General features: G+C 73.4%; 13 protein-coding genes. 9 read left to right on the top strand and 4 right to left on the bottom strand.

Annotated features, from left to right (window positions below; genetic code table 11):
• Positions 1-16 precede the first annotated feature (16 nt).
• Positions 17-1,573, top strand: a complete 1,557-nt coding sequence (locus AC3EVP_RS36230; RefSeq protein WP_435137862.1) for an MFS transporter — start codon at positions 17-19, stop codon at positions 1,571-1,573.
• Positions 1,570-2,181, top strand: a complete 612-nt coding sequence (thpR, locus tag AC3EVP_RS36225) for an RNA 2',3'-cyclic phosphodiesterase (RefSeq protein ID WP_435137856.1) — start codon at positions 1,570-1,572, stop codon at positions 2,179-2,181. Before AC3EVP_RS36230 ends, thpR begins: the two co-directional genes overlap by 4 nt.
• Positions 2,182-2,310: 129 nt before the next feature.
• On the opposite strand, the gene AC3EVP_RS36220 is transcribed toward thpR, so the two are convergent.
• The gene (locus tag AC3EVP_RS36220) at positions 2,311-3,306 is read right to left on the bottom strand and encodes an aldo/keto reductase (RefSeq protein WP_435137853.1); all 996 of its coding nucleotides are present in this window, start codon (positions 3,304-3,306) and stop codon (positions 2,311-2,313) included.
• Between the two features lie 89 nt (positions 3,307-3,395).
• Between AC3EVP_RS36220 and AC3EVP_RS36215 the strand changes: the two genes are divergently transcribed.
• Complete coding sequence (locus AC3EVP_RS36215) at positions 3,396-4,439, top strand: hypothetical protein (protein WP_435137850.1); 1,044 nt, start codon at positions 3,396-3,398, stop codon at positions 4,437-4,439.
• Between the two features lie 87 nt (positions 4,440-4,526).
• Here the strand turns inward: AC3EVP_RS36215 and serC are convergent, their stop codons facing one another.
• Positions 4,527-5,645: a phosphoserine transaminase gene (gene serC / locus AC3EVP_RS36210; RefSeq protein WP_335970795.1), complete on the bottom strand. Its 1,119-nt coding sequence runs from the start codon at positions 5,643-5,645 to the stop codon at positions 4,527-4,529.
• 124 nt (positions 5,646-5,769) lie between these two features.
• On the opposite strand from serC, the gene AC3EVP_RS36205 reads away from it, so the two are divergent.
• Positions 5,770-8,619 carry an FAD-binding and (Fe-S)-binding domain-containing protein gene (locus AC3EVP_RS36205; RefSeq protein ID WP_435137847.1) on the top strand — a complete coding sequence of 950 codons (2,850 nt, stop codon included), beginning with the start codon at positions 5,770-5,772 and terminating at the stop codon, positions 8,617-8,619.
• A gap of 84 nt (positions 8,620-8,703) precedes the next feature.
• Here the strand turns inward: AC3EVP_RS36205 and AC3EVP_RS36200 are convergent, their stop codons facing one another.
• Positions 8,704-9,804, bottom strand: coding sequence for a citrate synthase 2 (locus AC3EVP_RS36200; protein ID WP_335970798.1), 1,101 nt, complete (start codon positions 9,802-9,804; stop codon positions 8,704-8,706).
• A 223-nt stretch (positions 9,805-10,027) separates the two neighbouring features.
• Between AC3EVP_RS36200 and pdxH the strand changes: the two genes are divergently transcribed.
• Positions 10,028-10,666, top strand: coding sequence for a pyridoxamine 5'-phosphate oxidase (pdxH, locus tag AC3EVP_RS36195; protein ID WP_435137859.1), 639 nt, complete (start codon positions 10,028-10,030; stop codon positions 10,664-10,666).
• A 286-nt stretch (positions 10,667-10,952) separates the two neighbouring features.
• Here the strand turns inward: pdxH and AC3EVP_RS36190 are convergent, their stop codons facing one another.
• Positions 10,953-11,714 (bottom strand): SIS domain-containing protein, encoded by a 762-nt coding sequence (locus tag AC3EVP_RS36190; RefSeq protein ID WP_435137844.1) that lies wholly within the window; start codon positions 11,712-11,714, stop codon positions 10,953-10,955.
• Positions 11,715-11,854: 140 nt separating this feature from the next.
• Between AC3EVP_RS36190 and AC3EVP_RS36185 the strand changes: the two genes are divergently transcribed.
• From AC3EVP_RS36185 to AC3EVP_RS36170, 4 genes are all read left to right on the top strand, one after another.
• The gene (locus tag AC3EVP_RS36185) at positions 11,855-12,547 is read left to right on the top strand and encodes an iron-dependent transcriptional repressor DtxR (RefSeq protein ID WP_335970802.1); all 693 of its coding nucleotides are present in this window, start codon (positions 11,855-11,857) and stop codon (positions 12,545-12,547) included.
• Between the two features lie 407 nt (positions 12,548-12,954).
• Positions 12,955-13,914: an alpha/beta fold hydrolase gene (locus AC3EVP_RS36180; protein WP_435137841.1), complete on the top strand. Its 960-nt coding sequence runs from the start codon at positions 12,955-12,957 to the stop codon at positions 13,912-13,914.
• Positions 13,915-14,425: 511 nt separating this feature from the next.
• Positions 14,426-14,959, top strand: a complete 534-nt coding sequence (locus tag AC3EVP_RS36175; protein WP_435137838.1) for a hypothetical protein — start codon at positions 14,426-14,428, stop codon at positions 14,957-14,959.
• 189 nt (positions 14,960-15,148) lie between these two features.
• Entirely contained in the window at positions 15,149-15,430 is a 282-nt protein-coding gene (locus AC3EVP_RS36170) for a WXG100 family type VII secretion target (protein WP_335970808.1), read from the top strand.
• The last annotated feature ends 75 nt before the right edge of the window (positions 15,431-15,505 follow it).

Genomic DNA, 15,505 nt, shown 5'->3' with positions numbered 1-15,505 from the left:
GGCAGGCGAGTACCGATTGAGTTCGGCAGCCGGACCAGACACCGCAACCGAACCTGACCGTCCCGCCGCGAAGACGGGCACCTTCAGCTCCCTCAAGATCCGCAACTACCGGCTCTTCGCGACCGGCGCCGTGATCTCCAACACCGGCACCTGGATGTCGCGGATCGCCCAGGACTGGCTGGTGCTCAGCATCACCGGCTCGTCCTTCGCCGTCGGCATCACCACCGCGCTGCAGTTCCTGCCGATGCTGCTCTTCGGCCTGTACGGCGGTGTCATCGCCGACCGCTACCCCAAGCGCAAGATCCTGCTGTGCACCCAGGCCGCGCTCGGCGTACTCGGCCTGGCGCTCGCCACGCTCACCCTGTCCGGGGTGGTCCAGGTCTGGCACGTGTACGCGATCGCCTTCCTGCTCGGCGTGGTCACCGTCGTCGACAACCCCACCCGGCAGACCTTCGTGGTCGAGATGGTCGGCCCCGACGTGGTGCGCAACGCCGTCTCGCTGAACGCCGCGAACTTCCAGGCCGCCCGCCTCGTCGGCCCCGCGGTCGCCGGTGTGCTGATCACCGCCGTGGGCAGCGGCTGGGCCTTCCTGATCAACGGCGTGTCCTTCCTCGCCCCGCTCACCGGCCTGCTGCTGATGCGCACCTCCGAGCTGCACAAGATCGAACGCGCCCCCCGCGGCAAGGGCCAGCTCCGCGAGGGCCTGCGGTACGTCGCGGGCAAGCCGGAACTGATCTGGCCGATCGTGCTGGTCGGCTTCATCGGCACCTTCGGCTTCAACTTCCCGATCTGGCTGTCCGCCTTCGCCAACAAGGTCTTCAACTCCGGCGCCGGCACCTACGGCCTGTTCAACACCCTGATGGCCGCCGGCTCCCTGATCGGCGCCCTGCTCGCCGCCCGCCGCACCCGCACCCGGCTGCGCATGCTGGTCACCGCCGCCCTCGCCTTCGGGCTCCTCGAACTGCTGGCGTCGGTCGCCCCGACCTTCTGGATCTTCGCGGTCCTCCTGGTGCCGATCGGCGTGTTCGGCCTGACCTTCAACACCACCGCGAACGCCACCGTGCAGCTCGCCACCGACCCCGTCATGCGCGGCCGGGTGATGAGCCTGTACATGATGGTCTTCGTCGGCGGCACCCCGGTGGGCGGCCCGGTCATGGGCTGGGTCACCGACACCTTCGGGGCCCGCGTCGGCTTCCTGTCCGGCGGGCTCGTCTCGGCCGCCGGGGCGGTCGGCGTCGGGATCGCGCTCGCCCGGGCCGGCGGCCTGCGGCTGAAGGTGAACCTCGGCGCCGGGCGGGACCGCACCAGCCCGCCGATCGTCTTCGTGCCGCGCGACCCGCGGCCGGCCCAGCCCGCGGAGTCCGCCGCGCCCGCCGAGGGCGGCGGGGACGGCGGGGACGGCGCCGCACCGGCCGGTCCCGCACCGGACGCCGCCTCGGAAGCCCCGGAGCCGGGCCGCGCGCCGCAGACCGGTACCGGCCGGGCCGCCCGCGACGAGGGCGCGCCCGTCGACCAGGGGGCACCGGGCGCCGACCCGACCCCCTCCGGCAGCCGGCTGACGTCCGCGGCGTGAGGCTCTTCACCGCGCTCCTGCCGCCCGCCGCCGCGGTGGCCGAACTCACCGCGGCGGTCGCGCCCCTGCGGCGCCTGCCCGGCGCCGACGACCTGCGGTGGACCGCCACCGGCGGCTGGCACCTCACCCTCGCCTTCTTCGGCGAGGTGGCCGACGAGCTGCGCCCGGAACTCGACGAGCGCCTCGCCCGCGCCGCCCACCGCCACGAACCCCTCACCCTGCGGCTGGCCGGCGGCGGCCACTTCGGCCGCGGCACCCTGTGGACCGGCGCCGAGGGCGACCTCGCGGCGCTGGCCCGGCTCGCGGCCTCGGTCCGCGCGGCCGGGCGCCGCGCCGGGGTGCCCGACGACCCCGCCGGGCACGCTTTCCGCGCCCATCTGACCCTCGCCCGGGCCCCGCGCTCCTCCCGGGTGCCGCTGACGCCCTTCACGGACGCCCTGGCCGCCTTCGGCGGCTCCGCCTGGACCGCGGGCACCCTCAGCCTGGTCGCCAGCAGCCTGCCGCGGTCGGGTGAGCCCGGCGAGCAGCCCCGGTACGACACCGTGGCGGCCTGGCCGCTCGGCCGTACCCCGGGCCCGGGCGGCGGACGGGCCGCCGCGGACGGCTAACCTCGAAGCGTGGACCCCAAGACCCGTACCCGTGTGATGACCGCCGCCTTCCTCCTGATGCTGGCGGTGGTGGTCGTGGCCGCCGCGGTCCGCTGACCCCGGCGGCACACGCCCACCGCTACGCCCCGGTCACCAGGCGAAGGACTCCGGGGACGGCCCCGGACCCGGGAAGATCTCGTCCAGGGAGTCCAGGAACTCCTGCGACAGCTTCAACTCCACCGCCCGCAGCGCCGAGTCCAACTGCGCCTGCACCCGCGGGCCGACGATCGGACCGGTCACCCCCGGGCGGGTCAGCAGCCACGCCAGGCCCACGTCGCCCGGGTCGACGCCGTGCTTGTCGCACAGGTCCTCGTACGCCTGGACCTGGTCCCGCTGCTGCGGCGACTTCAGCGCGTCCGCGCTGCGGCCCCCGGTGGAGCGGGCGCCGCCGCCCTCGCGCTGCTTGCGCAGCGCCCCGCCGAGCAGGCCGCCGTTCAGCGGCGACCACGGGATCACCCCGAGGCCGTAATGCTGAGCGGACGGGATGACCTCCATCTCCGCCTCACGCTTGGCCAGGTTGTACAGGCACTGCTCGCTGACCAGGCCGAGCGAACCGCGCCGGGCGGCCGCCTCGTTGGCCTGGGCGATGTGCCAGCCGGCGAAGTTGCTCGACCCGGCGTAGAGGATCTTGCCCTGCTGGACCAGGACGTCGATCGCCTGCCAGATCTCCTCCCACGGCGTGTTCCGGTCCACGTGGTGGAACTGGTAGATGTCGATGTAGTCGGTGCCCAGCCGCTTGAGGCTCGCCTCGACGGCGCGGCGGATGTTCAGCGCGGAGAGCCGGTCGTAGTTGGGCCAGTCCGCGTCCTCGGCCGCCATGTTCCCGTAGACCTTGGTCGCCAGCACGACCTTGTCCCGTCGGCCGCCGCCCTGGGCGAACCAGCTGCCGATGATCTCCTCGGTGCGGCCCTTGTTCGCGCCCCACCCGTAGACATTGGCGGTGTCGAAGTAGTTGACCCCGGCGGCGAGAGCCGAGTCCATGATGGCGTGGCTGTCCGCCTCGTCGGTCTGCGGTCCGAAGTTCATGGTGCCGAGGACCAGGCGGCTGACCTTGAGGCCGGAACGGCCGAGCTGTGTGTACTCCATACCCTCAAGCCAAGCCCTTGGAGTGCGCTCGAATCAAGAGCGGCACTCGCCGGCCCGGCCTCCTGCGGCCGGATGGCACGCTTGGGCCCATGCGTACGTACCTTCCGGCGGCCGCGGTCGGCGCCGTCCTCGCCCTGAGCTGGACCTGGGCCGCGCCCGCGGGCGCCGACAGCGGGCCCAGTGCGGCCTTCCGGATCAGCGACCCGCGGATCACCGAGTCCAGCGGCCTGGCGGCCAGCCGGCTGCACCCGGGGGTGTACTGGACGCACAACGACAGCGGCGACGGGCCCTACGTCTACGCCGTGGACGGGGCCACCGGGAAGACCCTCGCCACCCTCACCCTGCGCGGCGTCGCGGCACGCGACATGGAGGCGATCTCCATCGGCCCGGACGGCGACCTCTACCTCGCGGACATCGGCGACAACCTGAACTCCTGGTCCGAGGTGTGGATCTACCGCTTCCCCGAACCCCGCGACCTGACCAGCCGGACCGTCGACGTCACCCGGTACACCGTCCGCTACGAGGACGGCTCCCGCGACGCCGAGGCGCTGATGGTGCAGCCCAGGACCGGACGGGTCTACATCGCCAGCAAGAACCAGAAGGGCGGCCACCTCTACCAGGGCCCCGCCACGCTCAGCAGCAGCGGTGTGAACGTCTTCCACAAGATCGGCGACGTCCCCTGGGTCACCGACGGCGCCTTCTCCCCGGACGGCAGCCGCCTGGTGCTGCGCGGCTACCTGTGGTCCGCCGAGTACCGCTGGGTGGACGACCGGCCCCGCAAGCTCGGCTCCCTGACCGTGCCGCTCCAGCCGCAGGGCGAGTCCGTCACCTTCACCCGCGACGGCCGCTCGCTGCTGTACGGGAGCGAGGGCAAGGACAGCACCGTGTGGAAGGACACGCTCAGCGGCACCGAACTGCCCGACGACGTACGAAAAGCCGCCACCACCGCACCTGCGACCAGCCCGAGCGGGAGCACCGGCACCGGCTCGTCGGCGCACGCCCACAGCGACCCGAGCCCCAAGAAGGCCCACAACTCCGGCGGCAAGACGGTCGGTTTCCTCATACTCGCCGGCATCGCCGCCGCCGGGTACCTCCTGCGGCGGGTGCTGCGCCCGGGCCGCGGGCGGCACTGACCGGCTGACACACTGTCAGTTCCATGGCCCGGGGCCGCCGCACATCGGGTGGCGGCCCCGGGACGGTTCAGCAGGTGACCCGAGCGGTCAGAGCTGCCCGATGACGTAGTCGATGCACGCGGTGAGCGCCTCGACGTCGGCCGGCTCGACCGCCGGGAACATCGCGATCCGCAGCTGGTTGCGGCCCAGCTTGCGGTACGGCTCGGTGTCCACGATGCCGTTGGCCCGCAGCACCTTCGCCACCGCGGCGGCGTCGATGCCGTCCTCGAAGTCGATGGTGCCCACGACCTGGGAGCGCTGCGCCGGGTCGGCGACGAACGGCGTCGCGTAGGACGCCTTCTCCGCCCAGCCGTACAGCCGCGACGAGGAGTCCGCGGTGCGCTTGACCGCCCAGTCCAGGCCGCCCTGCCCGTTGATCCACTCCAGCTGCTCCTTGAGTAGGAACAGGGTGGACAGCGCGGGGGTGTTGTACGTCTGGTTCTTCAGTGAGTTGTCGATCGCGGTGGGCAGGTCGAAGAACGCCGGGATGTGGCGGCCCGACGCCGCGATCGCCGCCGCGCGCTCCAGGGCGGCGGGCGAGAACACCGCCAGCCACAGACCCCCGTCGGCCGCGAAGGACTTCTGCGGCGCGAAGTAGTACACGTCGGTCTCGGTGATGTCGACCGGCAGGCCGCCGGCACCCGAGGTGGCGTCCACCACCACCAGCGCGCCGTCGTCCGCGCCCGCGACCCGGCGCAGCGGCGCGGCGACACCCGTGGACGTCTCGTTGTGCGTCAGGGCGTACACGTCGACGCCCGCCTCGGCCACGGGCTCGGGGTGGGTGCCCGGCTCGGACTTCACGATCGTCGGCTCGGCCAGCCACGGCGCCTGCTGCGACGCCTTGGCGAACTTCGAGGAGAACTCGCCGAACGACAGGTGCTGCGACTTGGAGCTGATCAGCCCGTGGGTGGCGACGTCCCAGAACGCGGTGGACCCGCCGTTGCCGAGCACGACCTCGTAGCCCTCGGGGAGGGAGAACAGCTCGCGTACGCCGTCGCGGACCTGCCCGACCAGGTTCTTCACCGGCGCCTGGCGGTGAGAGGTGCCCAGCAGGGACGTCCCGGTGGCGGCCAGCGCGTCGAGCGCCTGCGTGCGTACCTTGGAGGGGCCCGACCCGAACCGTCCGTCGGCGGGCTTGATGTCAGCGGGGATCTCAATATCGGCCACGCCCGCAGCGTAGTCCGTTACGGGCGGGTTGCGGCCCGCGTTCCATCCGATGAGACGGAGCATCGCCCACCTGTGGTAGCGGGCCTGCGGGGTGCCGAGGCGCGCCGGGCGGCAAGCTGGACCCATGACGGTAGCGATGCCCCCCGGGGCCGAGCGGGCCCTGCGCGCGGCGGTACGCGGCGAGGTCGCCTGCGACGCCGGTACCCGCGCGCTGATGACGATGGACGCCTCCAACTACCGCCGGGTGCCGCTGGCGGTGGTCGCGCCCAGGGACGCCGAGGACGTGGCCGCGGCACTGGCGGTGTGCCGGGAGCACGGCCTGCCGGTGGTGCCGCGCGGCGGCGGCACGTCGATCGCCGGGCAGGCCACCGGCACCGGCGTCGTCCTGGACTTCACCCGGCACATGAACCGGGTTCTCGCGCTGGACCCCGACGCGGGCACCGCCCGGGTCCAGCCGGGCGTGGTCCTGGACGACCTGCGCGCCGCCGCCGGGCGCCGCGGACTCACCTTCGGCCCCGACCCGTCCACCCACAGCCGCTGCACCCTCGGCGGCATGATCGGCAACAACGCCTGCGGCGCGCACTCGGTGGCCTGGGGCACCACCGCCGACAACGTACGCGCCCTGGAGGTGCTCACCTACCGGGGGGAGCAGGTCCGGCTCGACGGGGCCCTGGGCGCCGGCTCCCCGCCCCGGCTGCGCGACGGCCTGCGCGCCCTGGCCGACGACAACCTCGCGCTGCTGCGCACCGGCTTTCCCGAACTGCCGCGCCGGATCTCCGGCTACGCCCTCGACCGGCTGCTGCCCGAGCACGGCCGCGACGCGGCCCGGGCGTTCACCGGGAGCGAGGGCACCCTCGGGGTGCTCACCGAGGCGACCGTGCGGCTGGTCCGGGCACCGGCCGCACGGGCGCTCGCCGTCCTCGGCTACCGCGACGAGTCCGCCGCCGCGGACGCCGCGCACCTCCTGCTGCCGCACCGCCCGCTGACGGTGGAGGGGATGGCCGCCGACCTGGTGGGCGGGGCAGGCGGACTGCTGCCGCGCGGCGGGGCCTGGCTCTTCGTCGAGGCCGGCGGCGACGACCCGGACGAAGCGCTGGCCCACGCGCGGCAGTTGTGCGGCGCGGCCGGCGACACGACCGGGCACGCCCTGGTCGCCGACCCGGCCCGGCAGCGCTCCCTGTGGCGGATCAGGGAGGACGCGGCCGGCACCGCCACCCGGATGCCCGACGGCACCGAGGCGTGGCCGGGCTGGGAGGACTGCGCGGTGCCTCCGGCCCGACTGGGCGCGTATCTGCGGGACTTCCGCGCCCTGCTGGCCGAACACGGGCTGCGCGGGACGCCCTACGGCCACTTCGGCGACGGCTGTGTCCACGCGCGCATCGACTTCGACCTGGTGGACAAGGCCGGGGTCGGGCGCTTCCGCCGCTTCTCCGAAGCCGTCGCGGACCTGGTCGTCTCGCACGGCGGCTCGCTCTCCGGCGAACACGGCGACGGGCAGGCGCGTGCCGAGTTCCTGCCGAAGATGTACGGCCCGGAGCTGATTTCTCTCTTTGGAGTTTTCAAGGACCTCTGGGACCCGGACGCCGGGATGAATCCGGGGATGCTCGTGCGTCCCGGGAAAAGTGTGAGCGATCTGCGGTTCGCGGTGCTACCCCTCGCGAACGGCCGCGCCGTCCCCATGGAATTCACGCGAACCGGTGATGCGGCTGATTTTCAGACCGCGGTTCGGCGCTGTGTCGGGGTCGGAAAATGCCGCACGGCGAAGCTTCCCGACGGCGGTTCGGACGTCATGTGCCCGTCATACCGGGTCACCGGAGAGGAGCGCCATTCCACCCGCGGACGGGCCCGGCTGCTGCACGAAATGCTCGCCGGGGAGCTGATCGAGGACGGCTGGCGCGCCACGGAAGTCCGCGACGCGCTCGATCTGTGCCTGTCCTGCAAGGGCTGTCGCAGCGACTGCCCCGTCGAGGTTGACATGGCCACCTACAAAGCGGAGTTCCTGCACCGGCACTACCGCGGGCGGTTGCGACCGCGCTCGCACTACGCGATGGGCTGGCTCCCGGTGTGGCTGCGGTGGGCCGCGCCGTTCGCCGGAGCCGTCAACTTCCTTGGCCGCACACGGTCAACGGCCCGTCTCGCGAAACGCCTCGCGGGGGTCGCCTCGGAGCGCGACACGCCCGAACTCGCGTCCGAGACATTCACTCGATGGTGGCATGGGTCCGACACGGACGGGCTAACGAACAGCCCCGCCGGACCCGAAGTCGTCCTGTGGCCGGACACGTTCACCGACCACCTCGCACCCGGCGTGGGCCGCGCCGCGGTCCGGGTGCTGCGGGCCGCGGGCCTGCGCGTACGGCTGCCCGAAGCCGCCGTCTGCTGCGGCCTGACCTGGGTGTCCACCGGCCAACTCACCCGGGCCAAGGCCGTCATGCGCCGCACCCTCGACCGGGTCGCGCCGCTGCTGGACGCCGGTGTGCCGCTGGTCGTGCTCGAACCGAGCTGCGCCGCCGCGCTCCGCGCCGACCTGCCCGAACTCCTCGCCGACGACCCGCGCGCCACCGCCCTCGCCGCGTCCGTGCGCACCTTCGCGGAGGTGCTGGAGGAGTACGCGCCGCACTGGCAGCCGCCGCGGCTGGACCGGGCCGCCACCGGGCAGACCCACTGCCACCAGCACGCCGTGCTCGGAGACGCGGCCGACCGCAGGCTGCGCGAGCGCGCCGGGCTGACCGGCACCCTGGCCGGCGGGTGCTGCGGCCTGGCCGGGAACTTCGGCTTCGAGGAAGGGCACTACGAGGTGTCGGTGGCCTGCGCCGAGGAGACGCTGCTGCCCGCGGTCCGGGCGGCCGCACCCGGCACCGCCGTCCTGGCCGACGGCTTCTCCTGCCGGACCCAGATCGGCCAGCTCGCCGGCGTACGGGCCCGCCACCTCGCGGAGCTGCTCGCCGAGGCCCTGCCGGACGAGGCCGCCGGCTGAGCGCCCCGGCGCCGCCCGTCCACCGGCGCCCAGCGCTTCCGGGGCGGGCGGGACCTGCCCGCCGGGTCCCGCCCGCCGGGCAGGTCAGTGCGACGCGGGCGGGAAGCCCTCGATGTCGGTGACGCTCCGCGTGCCGGGGCCGACGTACCGCGCCGAGGGCCGTACCAGGCGGCCGGTGCGCTTCTGCTCCAGGATGTGGGCCGACCAGCCCGCGGTGCGCGCACAGGTGAACATCGAGGTGAACATGTGCGCCGGGACCTCCGCGAAGTCCAGCATGATCGCGGCCCAGAACTCGACGTTGGTGGCCAGCACCCGGTCCGGCCGCCTGGCGTGCAGCTCGGCGAGCGCCGCCTTCTCCAGGGCCTCGGCGACCTCGTAGCGGGGCGCGCCCAGCTCGCGGGCGGTGCGCCGCAGCACCCGGGCGCGCGGGTCCTCGGCACGGTAGACGCGGTGGCCGAAGCCCATCAGGCGCTCGCCGCGGTCCAGCGCCGCCTTCACGTACCCCTCGGCGTCGCCGGTGCGCTCGATCTCCTCGATCATCCCGAGCACCCGGGACGGCGCCCCGCCGTGCAGCGGCCCGGACATGGCGCCCACCGCACCGGACAGCGCGGCGGCCACGTCGGCACCGGTCGAGGCGATCACCCGGGCGGTGAACGTCGAGGCGTTCATGCCGTGCTCGGCCGCCGACGTCCAGTACGCGTCCACCGCCGCGACGTGCCTGGGGTCCGGCTCGCCGCGCCAGCGGATCATGAACCGCTCGGTGATCGACTGCGCCTTGTCGATCTCCCGCTGCGGCACCATCGGCAACCCCTGGCCGCGGGCGGACTGCGCGACGTACGACAGCGCCGTCACCGCCGCGCGCGCCAGGTCGTCCCGCGCGGCCCCGGCGTCGATGTCGAGCAGCGGCCGCAGCCCCCACACCGGCGCGAGCATGGCCAGCGCGGACTGCACGTCGACCCGGATGTCGCCGGAGTGCACCGGGATCGGGAACGGCTCGGCGGGCGGCAGCCCGGGGTCGAACCGGCCGTCCACCAGCAGGCCCCACACGTGGCCGAACGAGACGTGGCCGACCAGCTCCTCGATGTCGACGCCGCGGTACCGCAGCGAGCCGCCCTCCTTGTCCGGCTCTGCGATCTCGGTCTCGAACGCGATGACTCCTTCGAGTCCCGGTACGAAGTCGGACATGGGGCGGCTCCTTCACGATCACGTCGCTGTGCTTGTCTCCCGGTCATGCCCCGCGGGCAGCCGGGTCACCCTGCCGAGTGGTGTTCCGCGGCGGGTGACATCGGGCACACGGGGCCACCATGGGAACGCCCGCGCCGCGGTCCTGCAAGATGTCCGCGTGCACGAACCTCTCCGGCAAGACGAACAGACCCTTCCGCGGCCCGGCGGCGAGGACCCCGCGGCGATGCGCAGGCAGTACCGCGCGGCGGGGCTCGCCGAGCCCGACCTGGCGGCCGACCCCTACCAGCAGTTCGCCCGCTGGTTCGCCGACGCCGTACGGGCCGCGGCGCGCGGGGTGATCGCCGAACCCAACGCCATGGTCGTCTCCACGGCCGGACCGGACGGCGCGCCGAGCTCCCGTACGGTGCTGCTCAAGGGGTACGACGAGGACGGGTTCGTCTTCTTCAGCAACCACGGCTCGCGCAAGGGCCGCGACCTGGCCGCCAACCCGCAGGTCTCACTGCTCTTCCCCTGGCACCCCATCGCCCGCCAGGTCATCGTCAGCGGCACCGCGGTAAGGACCTCTACCCGGGAGACCGAGGCTTACTTCCACAGCCGCCCGCACGGCTCGCAGATCGGCGCCCACGCCAGCCGGCAGTCCACCGTGGTCGCCTCGCGCGCCGCCCTGGAGGACCGCTACGCCGAGCTGGCCGCACGCTGGCCCGAGGGCACCGAGGTGCCGGTGCCGCCGTACTGGGGCGGGTACCGGGTACGCGCCCGCGCCGTCGAGTTCTGGCAGGGCCGGGAGAACCGGCTGCACGACCGGCTGCGGTACGTGTCCGCACCGGACGGCGGCTGGTCCGTGGAGCGCCTGGCTCCCTGAGTGCCGGTAGGGCCCGGGAAAGGAAAACGACCCGCGGGCTGCTCCCCGGAGCCGGGTGGCTCCGAGCACCGGCCGGACAAGTCCGACGAGCCCGCGGGTCGGGTGAACTGCGTGGGATTGGCGAGCATCACGCACGCCAGAGTGCGCGGAGCTAGCCCGCAGTCACCTCACGTGTCCGAGTGCAACTCATGCTTCAGACCACCTCCCTTCGTGTGTGCCGCCACAGTAAGAACACGACCGGGCGGGACACAAGTAAATTATTTTCGGGCCGCTTCTCGCGGCGCGGTCAGCGCCGGAAGAAGATGCGGTCGCGGTACTCCTCGAAGACCCGGCTGTTCCACTCGTGGCCGCCGTCCACGTTGCCCGAGCGGATCATCGGCGGGACCGTGCCGCGGGCGGCGAGGTCGGTGGCGGCGGTGGCCATGACGGCCTGCATCAGCGCGCTGGTGACGACGGTGGACGCCGGCGCGAACGGGGCCGGAACGCGGTCGTCGGCCAGTTCGGCGTCGCCCACCGGGATCTTGGAGTCCACGACGATGTCGCAGTGGTCCTTCAGGAAAGTGCCGTCGGCGTGCCGGGAAGCGGTCTGCCGGGCGTATGCGACGGAGGTCACACCGATGACGGTCATGCCCAGCTCGCGGGCCCGCCGTGCCATCTCGATCGGCAGGGTGTTGCGGCCGGACAGCGAGATGACGAAGAGGACGTCGCCCGCGCGGGCCGGGCTGGTGGCCAGGACGGCGGAGGCCAGGCCCTCGACCCGCTCCAGCGCGCTGCCCAGCGTGGCAGGGACGACGTCGACGCCGTTGGCGCCGGGCACGGAGAGTAGGTTGACCAGGGCGAGGCCGCCCGCGCGGTACACGACGTCCTGGGCGGGCAGCGAGGAGTGCCCGGCCCCGAAGGCGAAGATCCGGCCACCCGCGGTGATCGCGTCGGCGACGGCGGTGGCGGCCCGGCGGACGGAACCACCCTCCTCGTCCCTGGCTTTGCGCAGCAGTGCGATCGCGGCGTCGAAGTAGCGCTCGGCCGGTTCCTGGCGGGGGTCGGTCATGCCGTCACCGTGCTGCCAGGGCGTGGCCGGTGTCAAGAAAACAGCCGTACCGCGGGCGGCCCGGCCCGCAGCGGAGTCCGATGTCCGCGGGATGCGTCAGAATTGTCTCAGGGCCACGCACGAGTTGATGAGGGGCGTTCATGTCCGGACTGATCGACACGACGGAGATGTATCTCCGCACCATTTTGGAACTGGAGGAGGAGGGCGTGGTCCCCATGCGTGCTCGCATTGCCGAGCGGCTGGACCAGAGCGGGCCCACCGTCTCCCAGACTGTGGCGCGCATGGAGCGCGACGGGCTGCTGCACGTCGCGGGGGACCGCCGCCTGGAGCTGACCGAAGAGGGCCGCCGCACCGCGACCCGGGTGATGCGCAAGCACCGCATCGCCGAATGCCTGCTGGTCGACGTGATCGGCCTGGGGTGGGAACAGGTGCACGCCGAGGCGTGCCGCTGGGAGCACGTGATGAGCGAGGCGGTGGAGCGGCGGGTGCTGGAGATGCTGCGGCACCCGACCGAGTCGCCGTACGGCAACCCGATCCCGGGCCTGGAGGAACTGGGCGAGACCGCGGAGGCGGACCCGTTCCTGTCCGAGGGGATGGTCAGCCTCAGCGAACTGGAGCCCGGCACCGCGGGGGCCAGCGTCGTCGTGCGCCGGATCGGCGAGCCGATCCAGACCGACGCGCAGGTGATGTACACACTGCGGCGGGCCGGTGTGCAGCCGGGCGCCGTGGTGAGCGTGACGGGATCGGCCGGCGGCGTCCTGGTCGGCAGCGGCGGCGAGGCCGCGGAGCTGGACACCGAGGTCGCCTCCCACGTCTTCGTCGCGAAGCGGTAGGCGGACCCGCGCGGGAGTGCCCGGCCTGCACCCCCGCCCGGGCGCCCCTCCGCCGTACAGCGCACCGACCGGTGCGCTGTACGGCGTTTCGGCATGCCCGCAGGCAGGGACCGGTGCCCAGTGGCATGGCGGAGGCCCCGGCGCCGCCACGCGGCACCGGGGCCCATCCCTCCCCTCGCCCCTCCCCACACCCGAAGGACCCGGGACCCCGAGCTTCCCGAGACCTTCCCGCGACCCGCTTCCCCTGCACGCCGCGTCCCGTCCAAGTCCTCCCCTCGGCCCACCCGGCCAATCCTTGAGCGCTGTCACTCGAACGAGCGGTGTTGGGTGCGCAAGCCCCATGTTCGAATAGAAGTTCGATAGCGTGGTGTGCGCAGGGATCAGGACAGCGCGGAAGGAGGTGCGGGATGGCCACACGGCACGACGTCACGGGAGCGGGCGGTCTGCGGCTCGCGGCATGGGAGTACGGCACGTCGGAACCGTCCGGGCCGGCCGGGTCGCCGGGGGCGGGCGGGCCCGGCCGGGTCGGCGCAGGTGCCGGGGCCGGTGCCGGTGCCGGTCAGCCCGCGGAGGCGGACCCGCGCCCCGCGGTGCTCCTGCTGCACGGCCTGCTCGGCCGGGCCTCGCACTGGGCCGCCACCGCCCGGCGCCTCGCCCCGCGCTGCCGGGTGGTCGCGCTCGACCAGCGCGGGCACGGCGACAGCGGCCGGCCCGCCGGCCCAGCCACCCCCGAGGCCCACGCGCAGGACGTCCTCGCCACCGTCGAACAGCTCGGCCTCGGCCCGGTCACGCTGGTCGGACACGCCATGGGCGCGCTGACCGCCTGGCAGTGCGCGGTGCTGCGGCCCGACCTGGTCGCGGCCGTCGTCCTGTGCGACATGCGCGCCTCGGCCCTGGGCGAGGCGGGCCAGCGGGAGTGGGCGCAGTGGCTGGCGTCCTGGCCGCTGCCCTTCGCCACGCTCGACGACGTACGCCGGTGGTTCGGGGTCGAGGACCCGTGGGCCGATCCGCCGGACCCGGTTCGAGGGGACTTCTTCGCCGAGGTGATGAGCGAACGGGCGGACGGCTGGCGGCCGGTGTACGAAGCGTCGCACCTGCTGCGCACCCGCGACCGCTGGATACGTGACGCCCACTGGGACGAGCTGGCCCAGGTCCGCTGCCCGGCGCTCGTCGTCCGCGGTCCGGCCGGGGAACTGGGCCGTGCCGAGGCGCAGGAGATGGTCCGCGTCCTGCCGCGCGGGCGGTACGCCGAGATCGCCGACGCCGGCCACCTCGCCCCGTGGGAGCAGCCCGAGGTCTGGGCGGAGACGCTGGAGCGCTTCGTCGGGGAGGCCGTCGCCGAACGGGAGGCCGCCGGCTCGGCGTGACCCCCGGCTCGGTGTGACCGCCGGCTCGGCGTGACCCCGGCTCGGTGTGGCCCCCCGGTTCGGCATGCCCCCGGCTCGGTGTGACCCGGGGCGCGCTCTGACCTGGGGTGCGGGGCTGCCCGGCCCCGGCCGGACCGCCCGTCTGCGGGCAACGGCTGCCCGGGTGCGGTACTCGGGCCGGGGCTGCCCAGAGCGGCTGGGCCGGGGCAGGCGCCGGGCGAGCCCTGCCTGTGGCATGGCTGTGGCGAGGCTGTGAGCAGTTGTGATGTCTGCGTGTGGCGCGTGTGGAGCTGTGCGTGTCCGCCGGTGAGGAGTGCGGGCGGGACGGGGGTTCGGACTGCGCGTAGCCGTTCGGCTGCTGGTAGCTTGCGGTCCGCGGGGTTCCAAATCGCGACATGGGGGAGTGCGGATGCGCTGTCGGAGTCGTATGAGTCGTCGAAGTCCAGCTGATCCTGAGGGCGGTCGAGGGACCGGCCAGAGCCGGTCGACTGCCGGTGGTCCGCGCCGCCGGTTGGCCGCGGCCGGGTACGCGACGTCGGCGACCGCCGCCGCCGTGGTCGCCGCGGCGCTGATGCTGACCGGGTGCAGCGGCGGCGGCAGCAGCACGGACGCCAAGAAGGAGCCGACCGCGAGCCGGACGGCAAGCCTGCCGCCGGCGCCGGCGCAGGCGCCGTCGGCCAGCGCCGCGGGCAGCAGTACGCCGAGCGCGACCGGTTCGGCGACCGCGAGCGCGGACGGCGACGACGTCGGGGGCGCCTCCACGGACTCCACCCAGACCGTCGAGGGCGTCTGGCTCGCCACCGTCGACGGGGTGAAGGTCCAACTGGTGCTCGGCAAGGGGAAGGCCGCCTTGACCAGCGACCATCTGTGCGGGGGCAGCTACACCGACAAGGGCGGCGTGCGCCTGACGATGACGTGCATGGACGGCGACAAGGAGCGGACGTCAGGGCAGGGCGAGATGGCCGCCGACGGCAAAACGCTCACCGTGCAGTGGAAGAACGGCCAGAGCGACACCTTCACCCGAACCGGTCTGCCCAGTAGCTGAATCGGGGGCGCCGCGCCCCGGCCGCGGTCGCGCTGTGCCCCGTGCGTGACGTTCCCGTGGCGATGTCCACGTTCGGCAACAATGCGTCGGTGGCTTGGGGCAGGTGCTGCATTCGTTGCCCTCGTTTGCTAGCGTCCCGTCTGGCGAACGAGGTGTTCGCCACGTTTCCTACAACGGGGAGGGACGCTCATGGCAGGCATGCACGGCGCCGATATCGGTCAGCTGACCACGCTGGCGGGCAAGTTCGGGACCGAGGCCGGCAACCTTTCGACGCTGATCAACCACCTGCACTCGGCGACCAACAGCAGCACGGACTACTGGAAGGGCCCGAACGCTGAGAAGTTCCGCAGCGAGTGGACCCAGCTCAAGCCGACCTTCGAGAAGTTCGTGACGACGCTGCAGGAAGCGCAGAAGTCGGCGCAGAACAACGCGACCGCGATCTCGAACGCCACCGGTGGCGGCGGTCACTAAGCAGTCGGCGCGCGGCACGGTCGAGGCACCGTGCTGATGCCCGAGGGGCGGGGGGGGGGGGGGGGGGGGGGGGGG

The organism is Actinacidiphila sp. bgisy144, assembly GCF_057708105.1.
Note: the sequence above shows the minus strand (reverse complement) of the source record. Positions and strands in the feature narration are given on the sequence as shown.

Excerpts from the sequence above, each read along its gene's own strand:
- AC3EVP_RS36215 (WP_435137850.1), top strand. The coding sequence starts at position 3,396 with ATGCGTACGTACCTTCCGGCGGCCGCGGTCGGCGCCGTCCTCGCCCTG.
- AC3EVP_RS36200 (WP_335970798.1), bottom strand. The coding sequence starts at position 9,804 with ATGTCCGACTTCGTACCGGGACTCGAAGGAGTCATCGCGTTCGAGACC.
- pdxH (WP_435137859.1), top strand. The coding sequence starts at position 10,028 with ATGCGCAGGCAGTACCGCGCGGCGGGGCTCGCCGAGCCCGACCTGGCG.
- AC3EVP_RS36170 (WP_335970808.1), top strand. The coding sequence starts at position 15,149 with ATGGCAGGCATGCACGGCGCCGATATCGGTCAGCTGACCACGCTGGCG.
- AC3EVP_RS36205 (WP_435137847.1), top strand. The coding sequence starts at position 5,770 with ATGACGGTAGCGATGCCCCCCGGGGCCGAGCGGGCCCTGCGCGCGGCG.
- AC3EVP_RS36220 (WP_435137853.1), bottom strand. The coding sequence starts at position 3,306 with ATGGAGTACACACAGCTCGGCCGTTCCGGCCTCAAGGTCAGCCGCCTG.
- AC3EVP_RS36185 (WP_335970802.1), top strand. The coding sequence starts at position 11,855 with ATGTCCGGACTGATCGACACGACGGAGATGTATCTCCGCACCATTTTG.
- AC3EVP_RS36190 (WP_435137844.1), bottom strand. The coding sequence starts at position 11,714 with ATGACCGACCCCCGCCAGGAACCGGCCGAGCGCTACTTCGACGCCGCG.
- AC3EVP_RS36180 (WP_435137841.1), top strand. The coding sequence starts at position 12,955 with ATGGCCACACGGCACGACGTCACGGGAGCGGGCGGTCTGCGGCTCGCG.